At 31.3% G+C, this 22,004-nt stretch carries 20 protein-coding genes and 1 other RNA gene; 15 read left to right on the forward strand and 6 right to left on the reverse strand.

Annotated elements, in window-relative coordinates:
• Positions 1-217: 217 nt before the first annotated feature.
• The gene (locus RBH29_RS08235) at positions 218-2,680 is read left to right on the forward strand and encodes a beta-mannosidase (RefSeq protein ID WP_306696308.1); all 2,463 of its coding nucleotides are present in this window, start codon (positions 218-220) and stop codon (positions 2,678-2,680) included.
• 177 nt (positions 2,681-2,857) lie between these two features.
• Here the strand turns inward: RBH29_RS08235 and dcm are convergent, their stop codons facing one another.
• Positions 2,858-3,988, reverse strand: coding sequence for a DNA (cytosine-5-)-methyltransferase (dcm, locus tag RBH29_RS08240; protein ID WP_306696309.1), 1,131 nt, complete (start codon positions 3,986-3,988; stop codon positions 2,858-2,860).
• A 319-nt stretch (positions 3,989-4,307) separates the two neighbouring features.
• On the opposite strand from dcm, the gene yyaC reads away from it, so the two are divergent.
• From yyaC to RBH29_RS08255, 3 genes are all read left to right on the forward strand, one after another.
• Entirely contained in the window at positions 4,308-4,904 is a 597-nt protein-coding gene (gene yyaC / locus RBH29_RS08245; protein WP_306696310.1) for a spore protease YyaC, read from the forward strand.
• A 561-nt stretch (positions 4,905-5,465) separates the two neighbouring features.
• Positions 5,466-6,125 (forward strand): YigZ family protein, encoded by a 660-nt coding sequence (locus tag RBH29_RS08250; RefSeq protein ID WP_459076769.1) that lies wholly within the window; start codon positions 5,466-5,468, stop codon positions 6,123-6,125.
• Positions 6,126-6,137: 12 nt separating this feature from the next.
• A complete protein-coding gene (locus tag RBH29_RS08255; RefSeq protein WP_306696313.1) occupies positions 6,138-6,512 on the forward strand; it encodes a CoA-binding protein in 375 nt (124 codons plus the stop codon).
• A 91-nt stretch (positions 6,513-6,603) separates the two neighbouring features.
• Here RBH29_RS08255 and RBH29_RS08260 read toward each other — a convergent pair whose 3' ends face one another.
• Positions 6,604-7,779 (reverse strand): sensor histidine kinase, encoded by a 1,176-nt coding sequence (locus RBH29_RS08260; protein WP_306696314.1) that lies wholly within the window; start codon positions 7,777-7,779, stop codon positions 6,604-6,606.
• A 361-nt stretch (positions 7,780-8,140) separates the two neighbouring features.
• Between RBH29_RS08260 and RBH29_RS08265 the strand changes: the two genes are divergently transcribed.
• Entirely contained in the window at positions 8,141-8,869 is a 729-nt protein-coding gene (locus RBH29_RS08265; RefSeq protein WP_306696315.1) for a YebC/PmpR family DNA-binding transcriptional regulator, read from the forward strand.
• A 51-nt stretch (positions 8,870-8,920) separates the two neighbouring features.
• On the opposite strand, the gene RBH29_RS08270 is transcribed toward RBH29_RS08265, so the two are convergent.
• A complete protein-coding gene (locus tag RBH29_RS08270) occupies positions 8,921-9,148 on the reverse strand; it encodes a DUF378 domain-containing protein (protein WP_306696316.1) in 228 nt (75 codons plus the stop codon).
• 114 nt (positions 9,149-9,262) lie between these two features.
• Positions 9,263-9,415, reverse strand: a complete 153-nt coding sequence (locus RBH29_RS08275; RefSeq protein ID WP_306696317.1) for a hydroxymyristoyl-ACP dehydratase — start codon at positions 9,413-9,415, stop codon at positions 9,263-9,265.
• A gap of 428 nt (positions 9,416-9,843) precedes the next feature.
• Between RBH29_RS08275 and RBH29_RS08280 the strand changes: the two genes are divergently transcribed.
• The 3 genes from RBH29_RS08280 to RBH29_RS08290 all read left to right on the forward strand — a co-directional run bounded on the left by RBH29_RS08280 (position 9,844) and on the right by RBH29_RS08290 (position 13,188).
• Positions 9,844-10,596, forward strand: coding sequence for a DUF6873 family GME fold protein (locus RBH29_RS08280; protein ID WP_306696318.1), 753 nt, complete (start codon positions 9,844-9,846; stop codon positions 10,594-10,596).
• A gap of 378 nt (positions 10,597-10,974) precedes the next feature.
• Positions 10,975-11,913: a putative sporulation protein YtxC gene (gene ytxC, locus RBH29_RS08285; RefSeq protein ID WP_306696320.1), complete on the forward strand. Its 939-nt coding sequence runs from the start codon at positions 10,975-10,977 to the stop codon at positions 11,911-11,913.
• A gap of 438 nt (positions 11,914-12,351) precedes the next feature.
• Positions 12,352-13,188, forward strand: a complete 837-nt coding sequence (locus RBH29_RS08290) for an Asp23/Gls24 family envelope stress response protein (protein WP_306696321.1) — start codon at positions 12,352-12,354, stop codon at positions 13,186-13,188.
• Positions 13,189-13,194: 6 nt separating this feature from the next.
• Here the strand turns inward: RBH29_RS08290 and RBH29_RS08295 are convergent, their stop codons facing one another.
• Positions 13,195-13,971, reverse strand: a complete 777-nt coding sequence (locus tag RBH29_RS08295; protein ID WP_306696322.1) for a DUF6062 family protein — start codon at positions 13,969-13,971, stop codon at positions 13,195-13,197.
• 141 nt (positions 13,972-14,112) lie between these two features.
• Here RBH29_RS08295 and RBH29_RS08300 point away from each other — a divergent pair, with 141 nt between their 5' ends.
• Together RBH29_RS08300 and ssrS are read left to right on the forward strand one after the other, a co-directional pair.
• Entirely contained in the window at positions 14,113-14,997 is an 885-nt protein-coding gene (locus tag RBH29_RS08300) for a DNA-3-methyladenine glycosylase family protein (RefSeq protein ID WP_306696324.1), read from the forward strand.
• Between the two features lie 141 nt (positions 14,998-15,138).
• Positions 15,139-15,352: non-coding RNA, 6S RNA (gene ssrS / locus RBH29_RS08305), on the forward strand.
• An 89-nt stretch (positions 15,353-15,441) separates the two neighbouring features.
• Here the strand turns inward: ssrS and RBH29_RS08310 are convergent.
• On the reverse strand, positions 15,442-15,807 hold the full coding sequence (locus tag RBH29_RS08310; RefSeq protein ID WP_306696325.1) for a phage holin family protein: 366 nt from the start codon (positions 15,805-15,807) through the stop codon (positions 15,442-15,444).
• A gap of 357 nt (positions 15,808-16,164) precedes the next feature.
• Between RBH29_RS08310 and gltX the strand changes: the two genes are divergently transcribed.
• From gltX to rlmB, 5 genes are all read left to right on the forward strand, one after another.
• Positions 16,165-17,622: a glutamate--tRNA ligase gene (gene gltX, locus RBH29_RS08315; RefSeq protein ID WP_306696326.1), complete on the forward strand. Its 1,458-nt coding sequence runs from the start codon at positions 16,165-16,167 to the stop codon at positions 17,620-17,622.
• Positions 17,623-18,220: 598 nt separating this feature from the next.
• Positions 18,221-18,955, forward strand: a complete 735-nt coding sequence (gene epsC / locus RBH29_RS08320; RefSeq protein ID WP_306696327.1) for a serine O-acetyltransferase EpsC — start codon at positions 18,221-18,223, stop codon at positions 18,953-18,955.
• Complete coding sequence (cysS, locus tag RBH29_RS08325) at positions 18,942-20,342, forward strand: cysteine--tRNA ligase (RefSeq protein WP_306696328.1); 1,401 nt, start codon at positions 18,942-18,944, stop codon at positions 20,340-20,342. The genes epsC and cysS overlap by 14 nt, the downstream gene beginning before the upstream one ends.
• A gap of 75 nt (positions 20,343-20,417) precedes the next feature.
• Positions 20,418-20,843 carry a Mini-ribonuclease 3 gene (locus RBH29_RS08330; RefSeq protein ID WP_306696329.1) on the forward strand — a complete coding sequence of 142 codons (426 nt, stop codon included), beginning with the start codon at positions 20,418-20,420 and terminating at the stop codon, positions 20,841-20,843.
• Between the two features lie 60 nt (positions 20,844-20,903).
• Complete coding sequence (gene rlmB / locus RBH29_RS08335; protein WP_306696330.1) at positions 20,904-21,728, forward strand: 23S rRNA (guanosine(2251)-2'-O)-methyltransferase RlmB; 825 nt, start codon at positions 20,904-20,906, stop codon at positions 21,726-21,728.
• Positions 21,729-22,004: the final 276 nt, after the last annotated feature.

Raw genomic sequence — 22,004 nt, forward strand, 5'->3', positions numbered from 1 at the left:
ATCCCTTGTATATATGCCATAATTATACCTCGTTAATATTTTATATATTAATTATGCTATAAAAACAAGTTTAAATCCAGTAATGTCAAGCATTTCACCTGAATTTTCAATAATTTTCACACAGTCTGCCGGCTCCTTTTCTTACAAAAAGGATTTTGCCTTTTAACATAGAATTAATTGTATGTATAAATAAAAAGGACATGGGGGGAATGTCAACATGGTGCTTAATTTAAATGGTGGATGGAAAATGAAGAGCAGGGATAATAATAATTGGTATAAAGCAAGTGTTCCAGGCTCTGTCTTTAATGATTTATTAAATAATGGTGTTATTGATAATCCATTTTACAGAGATAATGAAATAAAAGCTTTAGAAATAGCAGCCAAGGCATATGAATATAAACGAGAATTTTATATAGACGAAAAATTGTTAAATCAGCATAGACTTGTTTTGTGCTGTAAGGGATTAGATACTCTAGCTCAAATAAAAATAAATGATAAGCTTGTAGGAAAGACTGAAAATATGCACAGAACATATGAGTTTAATATTAAGGATTATGTTCATGAAGGGAAAAACACAATACATATTATTTTTGAATCCTCATTGAAGTATGTACAAAAAAAGAATGAAGAAAATCCACTGTGGGGTGCGGAAGATGCAGTTAAAGGGTTTCCTCATATAAGAAAGGGGCATTGTACCTTCGGATGGGACTGGGGGCCTCAGATACCGGATTTGGGCATATGGAGAGATATATTTATAACAGGCTACAGTTATGGGAAGCTTGATGATGTTTACATTACACAAAAACATGAAAAGGATAAAGTGGGACTTGATATAAAGATTGATGTTGAAAATTTTAGTGGCGAGTTTTTAGATTTAGAAGCTGTTATTACTTCACCAAAGGGAGAGGTGATAACTTCTGAAAAGACAACAAAAGACTTGTCAAACAACATTCATTTAGATATTGAAAATCCACAGCTTTGGTGGCCAAATGGTTATGGGAATCAACCGCTTTATACTGTGGAGATTAAGTTGAAAAATAATGGAAGGTATTTAGACAGTAAAAAGTTAAGAATAGGACTTCGAACTATAAAAATTAACAGGCAAAAGGATGAGTGGGGTGAGGGTTTTGAGTTTGTTGTAAATGGAAAGGATATATTTGCAATGGGTGCAAACTACATTCCTGAAGACAGTATACTACCAAGATGCAACAGAGAAAAAACCGAGTACCTCATAAAAAGCAGTGTGGAGGCTAACTTTAATATAATTAGAGTGTGGGGTGGAGGAATTTATCCTGAAGATTACTTTTTTGATTTGTGTGATGAATACGGCTTAATCGTATGGCAGGACTTTATGTTTGCATGTGCTGTATATGAAGTAACAGATGAGTTTATTGAAAATGTAGTTGAGGAAGCTAAAGATAATATAAAAAGAATAAGACACCATGCCTGTTTAGGACTTTGGTGTGGAAATAATGAAATAGAGAGCGGCTGGTTTTATTGGGATTTTCCAAAAAGGGCAAGGCATAAGACTGGGTACATAAAACTTTTTGAAATATTTCTTCCGGAGGTGGTAAAAGAATATGATTCAAATAGCTTTTACTGGCCTTCATCGCCTAGTTCTGGTGGGGGTTTTGAAAACCCTGATGATGAAAATGCAGGGAATGTGCATTACTGGGATGTATGGCATGGACTAAAGCCTTTTACCCATTACAGAAACTTTAACTTTAGATTTGTGAGTGAGTTTGGTTTTCAATCATTCCCACCAGAGAAAACCATTGAATCTTTTACTCTGCCAGAAGATAGAAATATATTTTCATATGTTATGGAAAAGCACCAGAAAAATGGTACTGCAAATGGAAAAATACTTTACTATTTATCTGAAACCTTTAAATACCCAAAAGATTTTAGCTCTTTAATATATGTTTCCCAGCTGTTGCAGGCTGAAGCAATAAAGTATGGAGTGGAACACTGGAGAAGAAACAGAGGAAGGTGTATGGGAGCTATTTACTGGCAGCTCAATGATTGCTGGCCTGTTGCTTCTTGGTCTTCTATAGACTATTATGGCAGATGGAAAGCTCTCCATTATTTTGCAAAGAAATTCTTTGCACCTGTCTTATTATCTGTAAATGATAGAGATACACAGGTTGAACTCCATGTGACAAATGAAACTATGAAAGATGTAAAGGGAAGCATAGTGTGGAAATTGAGAAATAATGAATCGGACATTTTAAAAGAGGGAACGGTGAACTTTGAAATTGATTCTCTAAAGACAGGAATGTTTGAAACCTTAGACTTTAAAGATGTCCTTAACTCATATAAAAAGAAAATGGGAATGTACCTAGAGTATCAGCTGCATACAGAAAAGGGAAAACAGCATGTGGGCACACTACTTTTTGTTAAGCCAAAGCACTTTTTATTTAAAGATCCAGATATAGGTGCAGAAGTTATAGAAAAAGAAGATAAATATTCAATATCCTTAACCTCAAAATCACTAGCTAAATATGTAGAGCTACAGATAGAAGGAGAAGATATTATTTTCAGGGATAATTATTTTGACCTAGTTCCTAGGAATAAAAAGGTAGTTGAAGTTGAAAAAGATACTTTGACTAAAATAAAAGACATAAAAACTTTAAAAGATAGTTTAAAAATAAGAAGTCTTTTTGATACAGTTGAGCGGTAAACTTATTAAATCAGTAAATTATCTGGTACCTGACAAAAATATCTCACACAAGAAAGATTTTAAGGCTTTAACCTTTAGGCGGGGCAAAACCTTTGCCTGAAGGTTTGAAGTTTAACTTTATCTATATGGAGGCACTTGCAATTTTTTTTAACGGATTCTATAGCTTTTAATGAAATTTCAGACGGCATAGTTTTTCACCTCTAGCTTATTACTAATAACCTTTGATGTAATTTTTTCTGCAACGGCTGTAATAAGTGGAACAACTACTGAATTTCCGAACTGTTTATAAGCCTGTGTATCCGAAACCACTATTTTAAAAGAATCAGGAAAACCCTGTAATCGAGCACATTCTCGTGGGGTAAGCCGTCGAGGATTTTTATTTTCTTGAGGTAAAAGAATTTCAGAACCATCCTTATAATATCTTGCACTTAGTGTGCGAGTTATACCATCTAAGTCTGCCAAGCCGTATCCAAACCCATTTCCTTTGAGTCTGTGTTTTTTTGCATAGGATTGAAGGTAACTCCATAGCTTATCTGAAAGGGTATACTTATCGTTGACAGTGCTTTCAAGGATATCTCTTAATTTTAAATTTTTATTAGGTGGTGTTGGAAACTCAAAACTTATATTTGTTCCATATGTTTTTCTTTTAAATCCAGCGATAAGGATTCTTTCTCTGTGCTGAGGCACATAAAATTTGCCGTCAAGTATATCATCAAAAACTTCATAATCAAGTGCATTAAGTGCTTCCATTATTGTTTTATATGTTTTTCCTTTATCATGTGATTTAAGGTTTTTAACATTTTCAAGTAAAAAAGCTTTTGGCTGCTTTTCGCTAATAATTCTTACAACATCAAAGAATAAAGTTCCTTGAGTTTTATCCAAGAATCCATGCAGCTTTCCTAAACTAACCTTTTTAGATACTCCTGCAATGGAAAAAGGCTGACAGGGAAATCCTGCAACAAGTATGTCGTGGTCAGGTATATTTTTTTCGTTTATCTTTGTAATATCTCCTTCGGGTTTTTCTCCAAAATTACTCATATATGTTTTTTGACTATATTTATCCCATTCAGAAGAAAATACACAGCTTCCACCACACATTTCAAAGGCTATCCTCATTCCTCCTATACCTGCAAAAAGGTCAATAAAAGTAAACTTATCATTACTTGATGACTTATCACTTTTTTCAGAAAGATATTCTACAATTGATTCGTGAACAAGGTCTTGCATAGAACTGTTTGTTTTACTAGAATATTTATTGAGTTTTTCATAAAGAGTTTCATCAACTCTTATATGCATTTGCTTTTTCATATATGTACCTCCAGGGAATTTAATATACCAAGTATATCCCTATTATACATTAGCGAACGCATGTTCGCAAGGCTTTTTTGAAAGAATTTTATAGTAACAATTAGAATTTACATCTCATTACCCAGTTTTTTACTACCAAATCAGTTTTTTTTGTTATATAATATTGATATATAAATAGAGAAATGTATAAAGAATTTTTAGCATTTTGATTTATGAGTTTAGAATGCAATAAGAAATTAGTATCTAATAGACTAGTTACCTGAAGCTTGTATTTCAAAATGTTGAATATAAAAATTTTTTTTGGGGAGTAGAAGTGAATATGATTAAAGTAGTAAAAAAAACACATTTCACTACTAACGACAAGACGTGCCAATTTAAGCTAAACAAACAAATCCTTACCATGGCTTCAGAGATTGAAAAGACTTACAGTAGGATTGCGGTAGTTGGCATAGGTTCAGACAGATCTACAGGAGACAGCTTTGGTCCACTGGTTGGATATATGCTTTCTAAGTGCTCAATTTATGATTTTGACGTTTATGGGACAATTTTAAATCCAGTTCATGCAAAAAACATAAAAGAAACAGTGGACAGTATTGACCACTCAAATACTCTTGTTATTGCAGTGGACGCGTCTGTTGGAAGGCCTGAACATATTGGGCATATTGTTTTGAGTAATCAGCCAATTAAGCCAGGCAGTGGTGTGGGAAAAAACCTTCCCCCTGTTGGAGACATTACTCTGTCTGCTATAGTTACTATTTCAGGATTTTTACCTCTGGTTATGCTTCAAAATACCAGCTTAGGATTAGTGTACAAAATGGCAGAAATAGCTGCAAATTCAATAAGACACATACTTTACAAACAACAGCTTGAGCCAAGCAGATGTGAAAAATCAAAAATATCTATAACAGCGTCTTGACAAATTGTTAAGTTGTGGAGTTTAAAAGACTTAAAAAGTTCGGGGTTTTATACTCCGAACTTTTGTGTACCTAACCTTTTCATGTTAAGTTTCTTTAATTCATCCACTTGACAATATTAACTATAATGTCGGTGAAATTATTAGTATTTAATTAGAGGAAAAAGAGAGTTTACCCAAATATAAAAAAAGGTGCAATGAAATTTAATTACTAATCTATACTTCATAGAAAATAAAGGGGTTTTAAAAAAACAAATTGCAAACAGTTGTTAAACATTGTTATATAGAAAAATTAATAAACTGTAATGAATGTTATTTCATATGTGGTACAAAGTCTAATGTATTATTTGCTAAATGTATATTCATTTTTTAAAAATCATTGCGACCTTTAACTTTCATTTACTATAACTCTATTTTGCAATATTTTTTAAAAAATTGCAATTCGCAGAATAGACAAAAAAAATTTTATATTTGAATTTCTTTTGTCTATTTTGTACATTTATGCATTTACATTCTTATTTTATCATGTACAATTGTATTAGGGTTTAAATTTTTCGTTTAAAGGTGGTTTACTTGGATAGTCAATATAAAACAGTTTTAAAGTTTGCAATAGCAGAATTAGAAGAAAAAAAATCAAGATTTATTGCATCGGTTATGCCTGTGTCCAGTGAAGAAAAAGCATTGAGTTTTATTAATGAGATAAAAACAAAAAACTGGGATGCAACTCACAATGTATATTCTTATTATATAGAAGGAAGCAATATTGTACAACGTTTTAGTGATGATGGAGAGCCTTCGGGGACAGCGGGATTGCCAATATTAGAAGTTATAAAGAGAATGGAAGTTAGAAATTTGGTTGTTGTTGTTACTAGGCACTTTGGAGGAACACTACTAGGTGCGGCAGGGCTTATTAGGGCATATGGAAAAAGTGCTTCTCTTGCAATTGAAGAGGGTGGGATTGTAACAAAAAAATTATGCACAGAAGTTAGTATTGTGATTGAATACGATTTATTTGGGAAAATAAAAAATATGCTTATTTCAAAAGATTATATTATAAAAGATATAATATATGAACAGGATGTGGAAATAATAGTATTTGTTGAAGAAAAACAGCTGGGAAGCCTTGTAAAAACAATTAATGAAATAACAAATACAAGATCAATAGTAGAGCCAGGCAATAAAAGCTACATAACCCTTGATGCACAAGGGAAGCTGATAGTTTAGAGGAGGAATTATATGTTAGAAGAGAAAATGCTGGAAAAAAAAGTTTGGGCAGTTGTTGGTGCAAATGAAAATGCTGAAAAGTATGGAAATATGATTTATAAAAAACTAAAATTATATGGGTATACGGTTTATCCTGTAAATCCAAAGTATGAAGAAATAGAAGGTGATAAATGCTACGAGGACTTGTCATCACTTCCAGAGAAACCGGATGTTATTGATATGGTCGTTTCTCCTAAGAGGGGAAAAGCAGTAATCGAAGAAGCTGCAAAGCTTGGAATTGATTATATATGGCTTCAACCAGGAACTCATAATGATGAGATTATGGACTTAATACAAGAGAAGGGTATTACTGCCGTTAAGGCATGTGTCCTTGTGGCACTTAGGTAAGTTTAGTTAAATGCATAGGGCTTTCCAGATTCTTGTTTTTATATGGATAAGCCCCAGATTAATTAGGAAAAAGTATATTTGGTCTAGAGAATTAATTTTGCCCAGACTGAGAAATGGTATAAATATCTGAAAATTCAATTTTTATAGAATCTATAATTCTCTCATTGCTTTCTTTTCTATAATTTTTTTCAGATTCAATAGTACATTGGGCTATTGGTATTTTAATCAAAAACTCACTTCCTTTATTGAGGGTGCTTTTTACCTGAATACTGCCGTTATGAAGTTCTACAAAAGATTTGACAATTGAAAGACCTATACCGGTTCCTTCAACTCCTTTAGTAAATGAATTTTTTACTTGTAGATATCTTTCAAATATAGTACCTACCTTTTTTTTAGGGATACCTATGCCAGTGTCAGATATTTTTATTAAAAAATCATTCCCAGATTTAAATACATTCACAAAGATTTTTCCTCTAGGTTTTGTATACTTAATTGCATTTGACAAAAGGTTTAGAAGTATTCTGTCAAATTTATCAATATCTACACAGGATATGATTTCTTCTGCTGTAGTATCAAATTCTATATGCAGATTTTTTTGTTCTGCATAGGGAACTACTGATTGGGTTATTTCCTCAACCAAGTAGACAATGTTACAGTTAACAGTGTTTACTTTTATATAACCTGATTCTATCCGACTGAGGTCTAAAATATTGTTTATCAGCCGTAATAACCTGTAACAGTTTTGTTTTATCACAATAAATTGTCTGGAAGAATTTCTTTTTTCAATAGTTACACATGAGTTTTTTTGATCTATAAGTTGGATTGCACCTAATATTACAGTCAGGGGTGTCTTAAGCTCGTGGGAAATATTATAAAAAAATTCGGATTTTTGAATATTTCCTTCGGATATTTCTTCACAAAGTTTGGAGAGGTTTTTTATACATTCATTTTTTTTATTAATTTCCTGCTTGTGTATATCAATTAAATCTTTTTTTTCTTTCTCGTGTTTTTGGATTAAAGTTTTAATTTTTTTATCTACATTGTAAAAAAACACCAATACAAATATTAAAAAACCAATGTTTAGCATTAAAAGAATGCTAATACTATCACAGTCTTTTAACGAAAAAAAAGACCTTAAAGTGTATAAAATTGATTTTTCAAATGGAGTTAAAAAAGCAATAGAAATTATATTTGTAATAATTAAAAAAGTTAATAGTGAAATTATAAATACTTTTGTAAAAACAGGGATATTAATTTTATTATCCACAGTGCATCACTCCCTACCTAATATTTTAATTGATGATTTATTTAACATATAAAGCAGCATGTTTACATAAGCAGAATATATTAGCGTTCAGAACATAAATTGTCATAAACATTTTATACAAAATATTTGAATATGTAAATAGCTTTTTATATTACCCGTGAAATTTTTTAAAATAAAAAGAAAGTTTAATAAATATCTTTATAAATCTCTATATTAATATTATAATTTATATAGACGTTCATTTGTAATGAAACTTAAATTTTAAATAATAAAAATGATAACTTAATTAGTTATGATAATACATTCTATTCTGAAAATGTTTTTAGAATAAATATAGCGTATATATTACAGGAGGGTTTTTATGGCGGGGCATTCAAAATGGTCAAACATTAAACATAGGAAAGAAAAGTCCGATGCAAAGAAAGGGAAGGAGTTTACAAAATTAGGAAGAGAGATTGCTATTGTAGTAAGAGATGGAGGGCCTGATCCAGAGGTTAATTCTAAACTTAAAGATGTTATTGCCAAGGCAAAAAGTGCAAATATGCCTAATGATACAATTACGAGAAGTATAAAAAAAGCTTCAGGAGATATGGACGGTCAAAGTTATGAGGAAATTGTCTATGAGGGTTATGGTCCGGGAGGTGTAGCTGTAATTGTAGAGACGGCTACAGATAACAGAAACAGAACTGCCGCAGATTTAAGACACTATTTCGATAAATTTGGTGGAAATTTGGGCACAAATGGTTGTGTTTCATTTATGTTTGATAAAAAAGGGTTAATCTTTATAGATAAATCAATTGACAAAAGTGAAGATGATTTGATGATGGAGGTTTTAGAAGCAGGAGCAGAAGACTTTATTTCAGAGGAAGATTGCTATGAGATAATAACAGATCCTAACGATTTCTCTAGTGTGAGAGAAGTGCTTGAAAAAGGGCAGTATAAATTTTTATCCGCTGATGTGGAAATGCTTCCTCAAAACACAACAAAACTTTCAGATGAAAACCATATTAAACTTATGAACAAACTTATTGATAATTTGGAAGATTTAGATGATGTTCAAAAAGTTTATCACAACTGGGAAATAGAGTGAAAAACTTTAAAACTAAAAAAATAAAGGGGCATTTTATGCCCCTTTATTTTTTTAAGTTTGTTCTTTTACAGGTTCTGATTCTCTAAACAATAAACTTATGGCATAAAGTCCTGAAAGACCCACTATAGAGTATATGGTTCTTGAAAAGAAAAATCCCAAACCAAATAAAGATGCTGCATGAGCAACTAAATTATAATCAAATAGTCCTATCAGGAGCCAGTTTATTGCACCAATGATAACAATGACAAGAGCTATCCTGTCCAAGGGTGTTCTGTCCATATTGACAACTCCTTTTATTTTGAAAAACTAATGTTACGATATACTATTCTTCCCTGATAATTATTCATTAATGCATAGAAAAAATTGTGTAAAAAGAAGGTCAGCTGACAAATGTCAGATAACCTTCTTTTCCTTTTTTTTAAAGATTTTTTCTTCAAAGAAAATGCATTTAGCTGCTACTGAAGTTGAGTTTTTACTAACATTATCAAGGGTACATTTACCGTCAACTTGGTGAATACAGTTTGATGAGCAGTTTATTGTTGTCATAACTCCACTCCTAGTAAAGAGGTTGATATAAATAATTTTTAATGTTACTGATATTGTTCCACAAAAATATAAATATATAAAGTTAAATAAAACTATAAATAATATATCATTCCAAACATGAAATAGGGCTGTTGAAAAGATGGTTTATTCGGAAATAAACACTATTTAACAACAGCCCATTTATTTAAATAACTGATACTTTCATGTAGAAACTATCAGTTAGTAGCATTTAGTTTTTCTATAAATTATACATGGTGTACTTTGCTGGATGCTATTTTAAGTTGCAATTAAAAAAAATATTTGTATAATTTATATATGAGATATATTAATATATTATGTAAGAAGGAAGGGACATGTATCTTGTCCTTTTAGAAAATACATAAAGTCTTTTTATAAAAACAGCTTATAAGACAGGAGATAGGGGCAATATGAATTTTTTAGATAATGCTAATCTGCCTAAAAAAAAAGTAAACTTGGTTTTAGTTGATGGCAGAATAAATTATGATTTAGAAAAAAGTTTTTTGATGCTTGGTATAAATCACATAAAAACCAAGCCCCTTTATCCGTTATATCAGGCTATTTCATGTCATCCAGATATTATTTTTCACCATTTAGAGAAGAATGTTATTGTCTATGCACCAGGAATTTGTAAAAAAATTTTAAAAAAGTTATATGATTTTGGTTTTGAACTATTAGAGGGAAAGTGTGAGTTAGGCTCAAAATATCCAAAAAATATTTGTTATAATGGAGCTAGAATAGGAAATTACTTTTTTCATAATATAAAGTATACTGATGATGTTATAATGAAATATTTAAAAAAAATAGGAGTGGAAATAGTTCATGTTAATCAGGGATATGCAAAGTGTTCAATATCTGTTGTTGATGAACGTTCTTTAATAACTATGGATAAAGGTATAGCCAAAGCTGCTGAAAAGAAAGGGCTTGATGTATTACTAATTGAAGAAGATGGAATTTTACTTGAAGGTATGGACAAAGGCTTTATTGGAGGAAGCACTTGTCTTATTGATAAAAATAAGTGGGCAATTTGTGGAAATATTGAGATGTTAAAATCAGAAAAAAAATTACGTGATTTTCTTTATAGAAAAAGAGTGGAAATTATATGTCTTGGAAATAAAAACCCGGTGGATGTTGGCTCTGTTATACCTATTTTAACAGATTGAAATCTTAATACTGTATTTTCTATTTTGAAGTTTTAAAAAGTAGTGAAATACTTTATTTTGTAACTTACAATGTTTATTTGCATATAATATAACATAGTATATATAGAGTAAATGTTATAAATTCATATAGTTTCTCTACTTACATTAAGTGGAGCTTATTAATTTTATTTTATAGGAGTTTTCTTAATCTATTCCGATTTACTTATGTTTTGATGCAGTGAACTTATTACGCTAAAGCTTAAAGAGCAACTCCATTTTATAAAAATAGAGTACAGGAGTTAGAGAAAGTTTTAAATCCATGGAAAAAATTGCATGTAACTCTTGCTGCATACAACAAATTACGAAGACATATACTACGTTTGAAGGGATGTGAAGTTGATGCAGTTTCTTTGTATTGAAGCTGGAGAATGTTCAGAAAATATAAAAGACTATATAAAGGATGAATTGAATAAAGTTAATATAGAGTATCTAGTAGACGATATTGTTGATTCGGATGGGAAAGTTACTGTTAAGTGTAAAGTTGATTTATCTAAAATGGATACAGAAGAGCAGTCTGTAATTTTTGACCAAATAAAAGCGGGGATTTCTAGTGCTCTAGCTGATTATATAATTAAAGAATATGAGGAAAAATTGATTTTTAGAATAATTAATAGCAATTATTGCTATTTTAATTCTATAGAAAAGAAAGAAATTCTTCAAATAGCACTGTATGTAATAAAAAATAATGAGAATAATTTTTTAAATAAGTTGTTTCAAATAAGAAGAAGAAATATTATTATACGTAAATTGCTGGATTACTATAAAGGATCAAATAATCTAATTTTAGATGGATTTGTTAATTTTAGATTAAAAGAATATATGAAAGACTTAGAAGAGATAGTAGATAAGGCTGTAGATGAATTTTTAATGGAGAGAGAATATAAAGAATTTATTCGTTTGTTGAGATATTTTGTAGACATTCAAGAACCAAAATTTAACATAATACATGTGCTAGTTAGTTATGATGATAAATATGTTCTTCTTAATGAAAACAAAAGGGAAATTACAAACGAATGCATTCAGGAATTTATGAATGATATTGAAGGCGAGGAAATTAATTATGATGACTTACTTGTAAGTTCTCTTATTACAATGGCACCGAGAAAAATATTGATTCATGGAGCGAATAACTTTAAAAATAAAGAACTGTTAGAGACGATAAAAAATGTTTTTTGGGAAAAAACGTTTGTATGCACAGGATGTGAATTATGTATGTCAAATATGGTAAGAAATCAAGGTGTATTTAATAAATGCGAAGAAAAATATTCCAGAAGCTAAAATTTTTCTGTTGGGAGAGCAATTGAAAATTAAAAAATTTTTAATTTTTTTTAGATATATATTGACAATAAATTATCTAATGATACAATATATTGTGTAGTACGATATATTGTATCATTTTATTTGGTAAAATACATTATATCGGTGATTGCTTTTAGGAAGATATTCTACAGAGTTAAAATGAGATAGTGCAAGGTTCTATTTGTATGTATCGTAAGAATTCAATGCAATTATGACAGAAAACAGACATTTACTTTACTACATGTAATAAATTCTTTTTACCAATGATAAAAAAACTTAAAAGCAAAAGATAATTTTTGAAAAAAAAACTAAAGATAATATTTTAGGGAAATAAAAAGAGAGTATTGACCTACTCTCTTTTTCCCTTTTATAATGTTTTTATATAGAGGTATATTTTAATAGGTTGGAGGTATAGCTTTGAAAGTTGTTGGTTTTGTGGGACCAAGCGGGACAGGAAAAAGTCATAGAGCCGTTTGGGTGGCAAGGGAAAGAGAAATTGATTTTATTATAGATGATGGACTTTTAATAAGGGGAACACAGATAATTGCTGGAACTTCCGCTAAGAGGGAAAAAACCAAAGTGGGTTCTATTAAGCGTGCCTTGTTTAAAGATGATGAACATGCAAACCAAATAAAAATGGCTATAAACCATTATAACCCTGACTCAATGCTTGTTTTAGGTACATCTGATGGAATGGTTGAGAGCATAGCCAAAAGTTTAGGTTATAGTGTAAGTGAAAAGATTTATATACATGAGATTGCAACAGAGTTTGAAATAAAGCAGGCTCTTTCAACGAGAAAAGAACAGGGAAAGCATGTTATTCCGGTGCCTACTTTTGAAATAAAAAAGGATTTTTCTGGGTACTTTCTTGATCCCTTGCAGATATTTAGAAGAAAAGGAAAAGGGAGTTTCCAACTTGTAGGGGAGAAATCTGTTGTAAGACCCACTTTTAGCTATTTGGGAAATTATACAATTTCCGATTATACAGTATATCAAATTGTGGAGCATGTTACTTCAAGCATGGAAGGTGTAAAAAAAATATCCCGATTTAGAGCAGAGAATCGTCCTGATGGCATATATATTGAAATGGATTTGGTGCTTATTTATGGATACAAAATAAAGCCTCTTTTAAGAGAAATACAAAAAAAGGTTATTGATGAGGTGGAAAAGCTCACAGCTTTAAATATTAAGAAATTAAACATTGTAGCTAAAAGCCTAGCTATTGAGTCTAAAAAGCAGCAAGACAAAGATTAAAAGGTGCTATTTTAACTTAGAATAACTTACAAGTTTTTGAATACTTCTTATAAGTGAATCCTTTGAGTTTTTCCAAGGAGCATCATTATAACGATAATCAAATTTTTTGGTAAACCAGTTAACCTCACCCTGTATACGTTCCATATTTTGAATTTGTATGGACATAAGCTTATCTACAAAAATAGCAGCTTCTTTTGGAGCAAGGTGCTTTTTTGTACCTTTAAGTAGAAGTTTTAAGTGTTTTAAGCAAAAGCCCTTTTGTTCATCAAACATCTTTTTAAAATCCTCTTCTTTAAAATATAAATACAATATTACATCGATGTACCTGTCCATAGTCTTGCTTAATCTATTACAAATTGTGCAGGAATTTTCCAAAGCATCTAATTTTTCTATAAGTGAATCTATAAATTTTCCCGAATCTGTTTGCTTTGAAGAGAGCTTACCAGATAAATTTTTCATCATTGATAGTTCAGAAGCTTTTTTTAAGGCACCTTCATTTTTGTCGTATAATTTTTTAAAAGTATCATTTTGTTCACAAAGGTGAGTATCAATTATTAACCCTAGCCCCAATCTGTTTGCCTGTGTATTATAAAGCATTTCAAAATGTTTTTGGCAAAAGCCTTCTTCATTGGTTTGTATTCTTCCTTCAGGTTCCATTAAAAAAGGTCCTAAGATATATTCAATACTTTCATCTTCTAGCGTTTTTTCTAAAACGCACAGAGGGCATTCGCAGTCGGTTTTAAATGCATCTGTAACAGGTATTGTGTAGATTTTTTCTTTCATAAATAAATTCCTTTCTAAAAATAGTATTAATTTAAATTATAACAGAAAATTCGGGTAATATATATATAATACAGTTATTCTTTTAAGCGAATAAACCCCAGTATAAAAGGGGAATTTATCATAAGTGTAAGGAGATATAATATGGAATATAAGGGGTATAAAATAATTGAAGAGGACAATAGTGTTTTAATAGAGGGAGTTAAAGATTTTAGCCCTGTTCACACTTTTGAATGTGGTCAATGTTTTAGATGGATTAGACAAAGGGATGGAAGCTATACAGGAGTTGCAAAAGAGCGAGTTATAAATGTTAGTTTTAGTGATGGAATGCTTAGGCTATACAACTCTAGTTTAGAGGATTTTAAAAATATCTGGTATGATTACTTTGATCTTGGAACAGACTATTTAGCTGTTAAAGAAAAGATTACAGATGATGAAATAATGAAAAGTGCAGTAAAATTTGGATGGGGTATAAGAATCTTAAAGCAGGATTTATGGGAAACATTAATTTCTTTTATTATATCAGCAAACAACAGGATACCAAGAATAATGAAATCTGTTGAAAAGATATCACAGCTTTATGGAAAAGAAATTTATATGGATCAAAACAAGTATTACACTTTTCCAGGGTATAAAGAGATATTAAATTCTACTATTGAAAATTTAAATATATGCAGAGCTGGTTTTAGGTGTAAATACATACATAGTGCATCAAAAATAATTAATGATGAAATAATTAGTCTAAAAGATATAAAAAAAATGGATACAGATGATGCAAAGAGCTATTTGATGAAATTAGCTGGAGTTGGTCCTAAAGTGGCAGATTGTGTTTTGCTTTACAGTGGAACAAAACAGGATGTATTTCCAACTGATGTGTGGGTTAAAAGAGTAATGGAAGAACTATACTTTAAGAAGAAATGTAGCTTAAAGGATATTCAAAAAATGGCAGAGGATAAATTTGGGAATTTCTCTGGATTTGCACAGCAATATCTATTTTATTATGCGAGAGAAAACAAAATAGGAAGATAAATTTTATAATTAATTTGAATATTCAAGAAATTGAAAGTCTGACATTAATATATTTAGCTTAAAAGCTTTAAATAGTATTTTCGGTTGTTTGAAATTACGGCCTGTATAATGTTATAATGTGTTTGAACCCGTTAGATAAGGTTTAGCCTGAAATGTTCGAAGTAGACTATTATTTTGAACCTACATTTGACGTAAGGGAGTCTGGAGTTTAAAAGTGTATGTCAGGCCCTAAGATAATACCGACTTATGCCATGAGGCATGAGCAACGGCAAGGGAAGGCAGAAACTTTTAACAGGACACCCACCTGGTTTAGGCTAGGTGTCGAAAAATAGGGAAACGGCATTTTGGGTATTAATTAATAAAAGAAAGCCTACCATTATTTGGAGGCTTTCTTTTATCTTACTCTAAGACTTCATCTTCTATAAGGTGGGGTTCTTTATAAATCTACATGGTTTTAGCTGGTATAACAGCATCAATAATACCATAAATTAAGGCACCAATTACTGCGCCCCAAAATGAAACTACAAATCCAGAAACAAAATACTGAGTAGCATAAATTATTGCTGCAGCCAGTATAAAGCCTGTAATTCCTCTTCCAAAAGGCGTTGCGTCTACACCAAGTATTTTTGTTGCCAGATAATCTATACCTGCTAGAACAAATCCACCTATAATAAGCGGCCAAAATCCTGTTATTGTCAAACCTTGAGTCATATAAGATGTAATTGCCAATACAACTGTACCTACAACAACTCTTATTATAAAATGTGTAATATTAAAAGTTTCTGCTCGTGCATTATTTAAATTTGCCACAAAATCACTTCCTTTCAAATGAGTAAATAATTTTAAAAGCTTAAAATTTGTGAGCCTTTATCAATATTATTATTGATTAATATTATTATAATTATTCAAATTGTATAAATAGCAATATCCAAATAAAGCCAAAGAAAAATATTTCAAAAACTTTAGTTTGTGGAATATTTTTCTTTACATAAATGACATGTACTCTGTATAAATGGGTGCATATTAGTAAAGTGAATGAAAATATAGAAGAAATATTGTTCTCCACCTTAATATATAATACACCTGTATAAATAACAGTATTTAAATATAATAATAACTATGATAAAATGGAAAAAGTGAACGAGTGATGAGAGGAGAAGATAAAAAATGATAAAAGTTAGATTTGCTCCGAGTCCAACAGGGCATTTACATATTGGAGGAGCTAGAACAGCATTATTTAATTATTTATTTGCAAAGAGAAATAATGGGAAATTTTTAGTTCGAATAGAGGACACTGATTTGGCAAGATCTTCAACTGAATCAGAGCAGGTTATAATAAATGATTTAAAGTGGTTGGGAATTAATTGGGATGAAGGTATAGATTCAGGGGGAGAAAATGGACCGTATAGGTCCACAGAAAGAAGAGAGATATACAAAAAATATATAGACAGGCTTTTAGAAGAAGATAAGGCATACTATTGCTATTGTACCCAAGAAGAGCTGGAAGAGGAAAGAAAGCTTCTTGAGCAAAAAAATTCAGATATGCTTGGGTATTCAGGTAAGTGTAGAAATCTTACTGAAGATGATATAAAAAGATATGAAAAAGAAGGTAGAAAACCTACTATAAGATTAAAAGTTCCAAAGGATGAAATTATAAAAATAGATGACAAGGTAAGGGGACATGTTGAGTTTGACAGTAATGGAGTAGGAGACTTTATAATTGTAAAATCTGATGGTATCCCAGTGTATAATTTTGCAGTTACAATTGATGATTACCTTATGGGTATAACTCATGTAATAAGGGCTGAGGAGCATCTTTCCAACACGCCGCGTCAAATTCTAATATACGATGCTTTAGGGCTTGAAAAACCTCAATTTGCACATGTATCACTGATTTTAGGGCATGACAGAACTAAAATGAGTAAGAGGCATGGAGCTACATGGGTCGAACAATACAGGGATTTAGGATATCTACCAGAGGCAATTGTGAATTTTCTTGCACTTATGGGGTGGTCTCCTGAAACTGAGGAAGAGTTTTTCACAATTGATGAATTGATATCTCAGTTTTCCCTTGACAGAGTATCTAAAAACCCAGCGGTTTTTGATAATGAAAAACTCAATTGGATGAACTCACAGTATATAAAAGAGGCATCCCTTGAAAGAATAACTGATATGGCTGTACCGCACCTTAAAAAGGCGGAGTTGATAGATGAAGATATTGACCAAAAGACATATGAATGGATTAAAAAGATGGTTAAGTCTGTAAAGCACAGTTTGGAGTATGTAGGGCAGATTGGAGAAAAAGTAAGTGTGTTTTTTGATGATGAAATATCTCCAGAAGACGAAAAAACTCTAGAGATACTAAAGGGAGAGCAGGTTCCTCAATTGATGGATGCATTAATTTTAAAAGTTAATGAAGCAGAGGTTATAGATGAGGAATTTGGAAATAATATATTTAAAGTAATTAAAAAGGAAACAGGTATAAAGGGGAAAAATCTATTTATGCCTATTCGTGTAATGCTGACGGGTCAAATGCATGGCCCGGAGTTGTTTGACATAATACCTGTTTTGGGCAGAGAAAAAATAGTTAAGCGTGTAAATTGGATTAGGGATAAATTTTTATAAAGAGATGTTTAAAAATATAAATTATTAAATAAAAGACGAGGCAATGGCCTCGTTTTTTTATTATATACACTCATCGATTTGGGTGCATGTTATTTATGTGAATGAAAATATGGAAGAAACTTTGCCCAGCAAAGCAATATGGTCATCGATTTTTTATCTATTTACTTTGTGCAATGATTTTGATAAAATAATATAAAAGTAAGTTAAAGATGATGATTTAAGTAGAGTATCTCATTATAACCTTGTAAGAGAGAAACTGTCAGAGGCTGGGAGCAGTTTTAAGGCAATGTTTGGGTGAAGTGCACTTAAGGAGTTGGAAAGCTGAAGCTTTTATTAATAAAGTAGTAGGTTTTCACGGAGTGGCACCGTTATTGCTTTTGAAGATGGATTATTCCAATTAGAGTGGAACCGCGGTTAACCACGCCTCTAAACTATAGAGGGGTGGTTTTTTTGATAATAGTATAGTGAAATTATTCATATAATAGATAATCTATTAGAAATAACGTCGTGTTCTCAAGGGCAAAATCTTGACGAATTAACAGATTGTGGGCGTTGAGAATACGATGTAATATAAGTTAGAATGTGAGAGGTTTTATTTATGTTTAAAAGATTTATTGAAGATGCAAGGCTGATTTCTAAAAGAGATCCAGCGTCAAAGGGAATTATTGAAGTTATGATACTTTATGCAGGGTTTCATGCTGTGTGTTTTCACAGAGTTGCCCATTGGTTTTATTGTAAAAAATTATTTTTTATTGCTCGTTTTATTTCCCAAATTAGCAGGTTTTTAACTGGTGTAGAAATACATCCTGGTGCAAAAATAGGAAAGGGACTTTTTATAGACCATGGAATGGGAATTGTTATAGGAGAGACGGCAGAAATAGGTGATAATTGTACTATATATCACAATGCGACTCTTGGCGGAACAGGAAAAGATACTGGCAAGAGACATCCTACAGTAGGCAATAATGTACTTATAAGCACAGGAGCAAAGATACTAGGGCCCTTTAAAGTTGGGGACAATTCAAGAATAGGTGCTAATTCTGTAGTTTTAGATGAAGTGGAACCAAATACTACAGTGGTTGGTGTGCCAGGAAAAGCTGTAAAGAGAGGGGATAGGAAAATTGTACCTTCAGTTGAGCTTGACCAGATACATATAGGTGATCCAGTGGCTCAAGAGTTGTGCAAGCTTCTTAGAAAGCTTGAGAATTTAGAGAAACAATTGTCAGAAAAACATGGAATTGATATGGATGATGGAACACTTAAATTGTCTAAAAAAATATTGAAAAAAGAGTGTGACGAAAATGGGGAAGGAGATAAAAATGAAAATTTATAATACACTGACAAGAAAAAAAGAGGATTTTAAACCTATTGATGAAAAACAAGTTAAAATGTATTCCTGTGGGCCAACAGTATACAATTATTTTCATATTGGAAATGCAAGACCTTTTATTGTGTTTGACACATTAAGGAGGTATCTTGAATTTAAAGGATATAACGTAAACTTTGTCCAAAACTTTACCGACATTGATGATAAACTGATAAAAAGAGCAAATGAAGAGGGAACAACGGTAAAGGAACTTGCTCAAAAATACATTGATGAATATTTTAAAGATGCAAAGGGGCTTGGTATTAATGAGGCTACCGTTCATCCTAAAGCTACAGAAAATATAGATGCAATAATAGAAATTATAAAAAAACTTGAAGACAAAGGTTTTGCATATAGTGTAGATGGAGAGGTATATTTTGACACTCAAAAATTCAAAGAATATGGAAAATTATCTCATCAGTCAATAGAAGACCTTGAACTTGGATCTAGAATAGGGGTTGATTCTAGAAAAAGAGATGCCATGGACTTTGTATTGTGGAAAAACAGCAAGCCTGGGGAGCCTTATTGGGAAAGTCCTTGGGGAAAGGGAAGACCAGGATGGCATATTGAGTGCTCAGCAATGGCGAACAAATATTTAGGTGATACAATAGATGTACACAGTGGGGGTCAGGATTTAATATTTCCCCACCATGAAAATGAAATTGCCCAGAGTGAAGCTGCAAATGGAAAACCTTTTGCAAAGTATTGGGTTCACAATGGATTTATAAATGTGGACAATGAAAAAATGTCTAAGTCTGCAGGAAACTTCTTTACAGTAAGAGATATTGTACAAAAGTTTGACTATGAAGTAATAAGGTTTTTTATGCTTTCTGCTCATTACAGAAGCCCAATAAATTTTAGTGAAAAACTTTTGGAGCAATCTAAAAATGGATTGGAAAGAATTTATAACTGTATTGATAATTTAGAATATTTAAGAGAAAATGCAGAAAGTTTAAAAGTATCTGATCCTGAAAGAGAAACTGAGAAAGCATTTGAGAGTTTAAAGGACAAGTTTATAAAAGCTATGGACGATGACCTTAATACAGCTGATGCAATTGCTGCAATTTTTGATATGGTAAAAGAAATCAATTCAAGTATTAATTCTAATTCGTCTAGGGAAATAATAGAGGCAGCATATTCTCACTTAAATGAATTGGGAAAAGTTTTAGGAATAGGGTTAAAGAAAAAAGAGAAAAGTATTGATGGGGAAATTCAAGAACTAATTGAAAAAAGACAGCAGGCAAGAAAAGAGAAAAACTGGGGAAAGGCTGATGAAATAAGGGATAAATTAAAATCTATGGGAATTACCTTAGAGGACACTCCGCAGGGAGTGAAAGTAGTGTATAATAAATGAGGGAGGTTTACTTAAAGCCATTGATAGTATATAATACAGATAATAAAAAAATTTTATTTTGTTAGAAGGTAAAAAATGATTGAAAAAAAATACAATGGCTTTTTAGATAAGTTTGAATTTAAAGAAAGTGCAATAAACAGTTTATCTCCTTTAGCACTGGCATATATAGGTGATTCTGTGTATGAGGTTTTTGTGCGTACATTTTTAGTAAGCAAAGGAAATGTTCCTGTGCACCTACTCCATAAAAAATCTATTAATTATGTGAAGGCAAAGGCTCAATCAGATATACTACACAGGATAAAGGAGTCTTTAAATGATGAAGAGCTTAATATTGTAAGACGTGGGAGAAATTCAAAATCAGGAACCATTCCTAAAAATGCCAATGTAACTGATTACAAATATGCTACAGGTTTTGAAGCCCTGATAGGATATTTATATTTGAAAAAAAATTATAATCGTTTAATGCATATACTTGAAATAGCCGTTTTAGAAGGTAAATAACCTTCTATATTTTTTAAGAAAGTAAATTTAGCAAAATATAGAACAGGTGATAAAAATATTATGGTGAAGAATAAAAAAAATTTAAATAGAAAAAAATCTAATAATCAGGACAGAGTGGAAAATTATGATAAAGGCAGAGAGAAAGACTTTGGTGCCGATATACTGGAAGGAAGAAATTCTGTTTTAGAGGCGATAAAAGCAGATAGAACCATAAATAAGCTTTTAGTTCAAAAAGGAAACAAAGAAGGTTCTATAAAACATATAATTGCCTTGGCAAGAGAAAAAAAAATTGTAGTACAGGAAACAGACAGGGTGAATTTAGACAAAATTTCTTCTACACATGCCCATCAAGGTGTAATTGCGTATGTTGCCTTTAAGGATTACGTAGATATTGATGATATTTTAAAGGCAGCACAATTAAAAGAGGAGCATCCTTTTATTGTCATACTTGATGGGATAGAGGACTCATATAATTTAGGATCCATTTTAAGGACTGCTAATGCAGTTGGTGTTCATGGAGTGATTATTCCCAAAAGAAGAGCCGTGGGACTTAATGCTGCGGTTTCTAAAGCCTCAGCAGGTGCCATCGAATATGTACCGGTAGCACGAGTTACCAACATTGCACAAACTATGGAATATTTAAAAAAGAAAAATATATGGATTGTGGGAACAGATCTTTCTGGAGAAAAAGCATTTTATCAAAACGATTTAAAAGGGCCTGTTGCATTGGTTTTAGGAAGTGAAGGAGAGGGAATGGGTAAGCTTATTTCTCAAAAATGTGACTTTGTTGTAAACATACCCATGAAGGGACAGATATCTTCTTTAAATGTAGCTGTGGCAGGAGCGGTAATTATGTATGAGATTGTTAAACAGAGAAATCTTTAAAAAAAGCTAGTACGCAAGTTAACATTCAGAGGTTTTATGTTTAGTTTCAACTAAAAGTGTGAATTTGAAGTTTTAAAACAAGTGAAAGAATTAATATTGAGGGGTTAGAGGCCTAAGGGTTTATTTATTGTTTAAGTATAGGTGTATGGAAAGAAATTTTTGATAAGTTATAAATTATCTATACAATAAAAATTAAAAATGCCGATAATCATATAGAAGGGTATATTTTAAAAAACTTGACCAGTGGTATAACATATTTTAGCATAAAATTTTAAA

Source organism: Herbivorax alkaliphila (genome assembly GCF_030848475.1).
Taxonomy (GTDB): Bacteria; Bacillota; Clostridia; order Acetivibrionales; family Acetivibrionaceae; genus Herbivorax.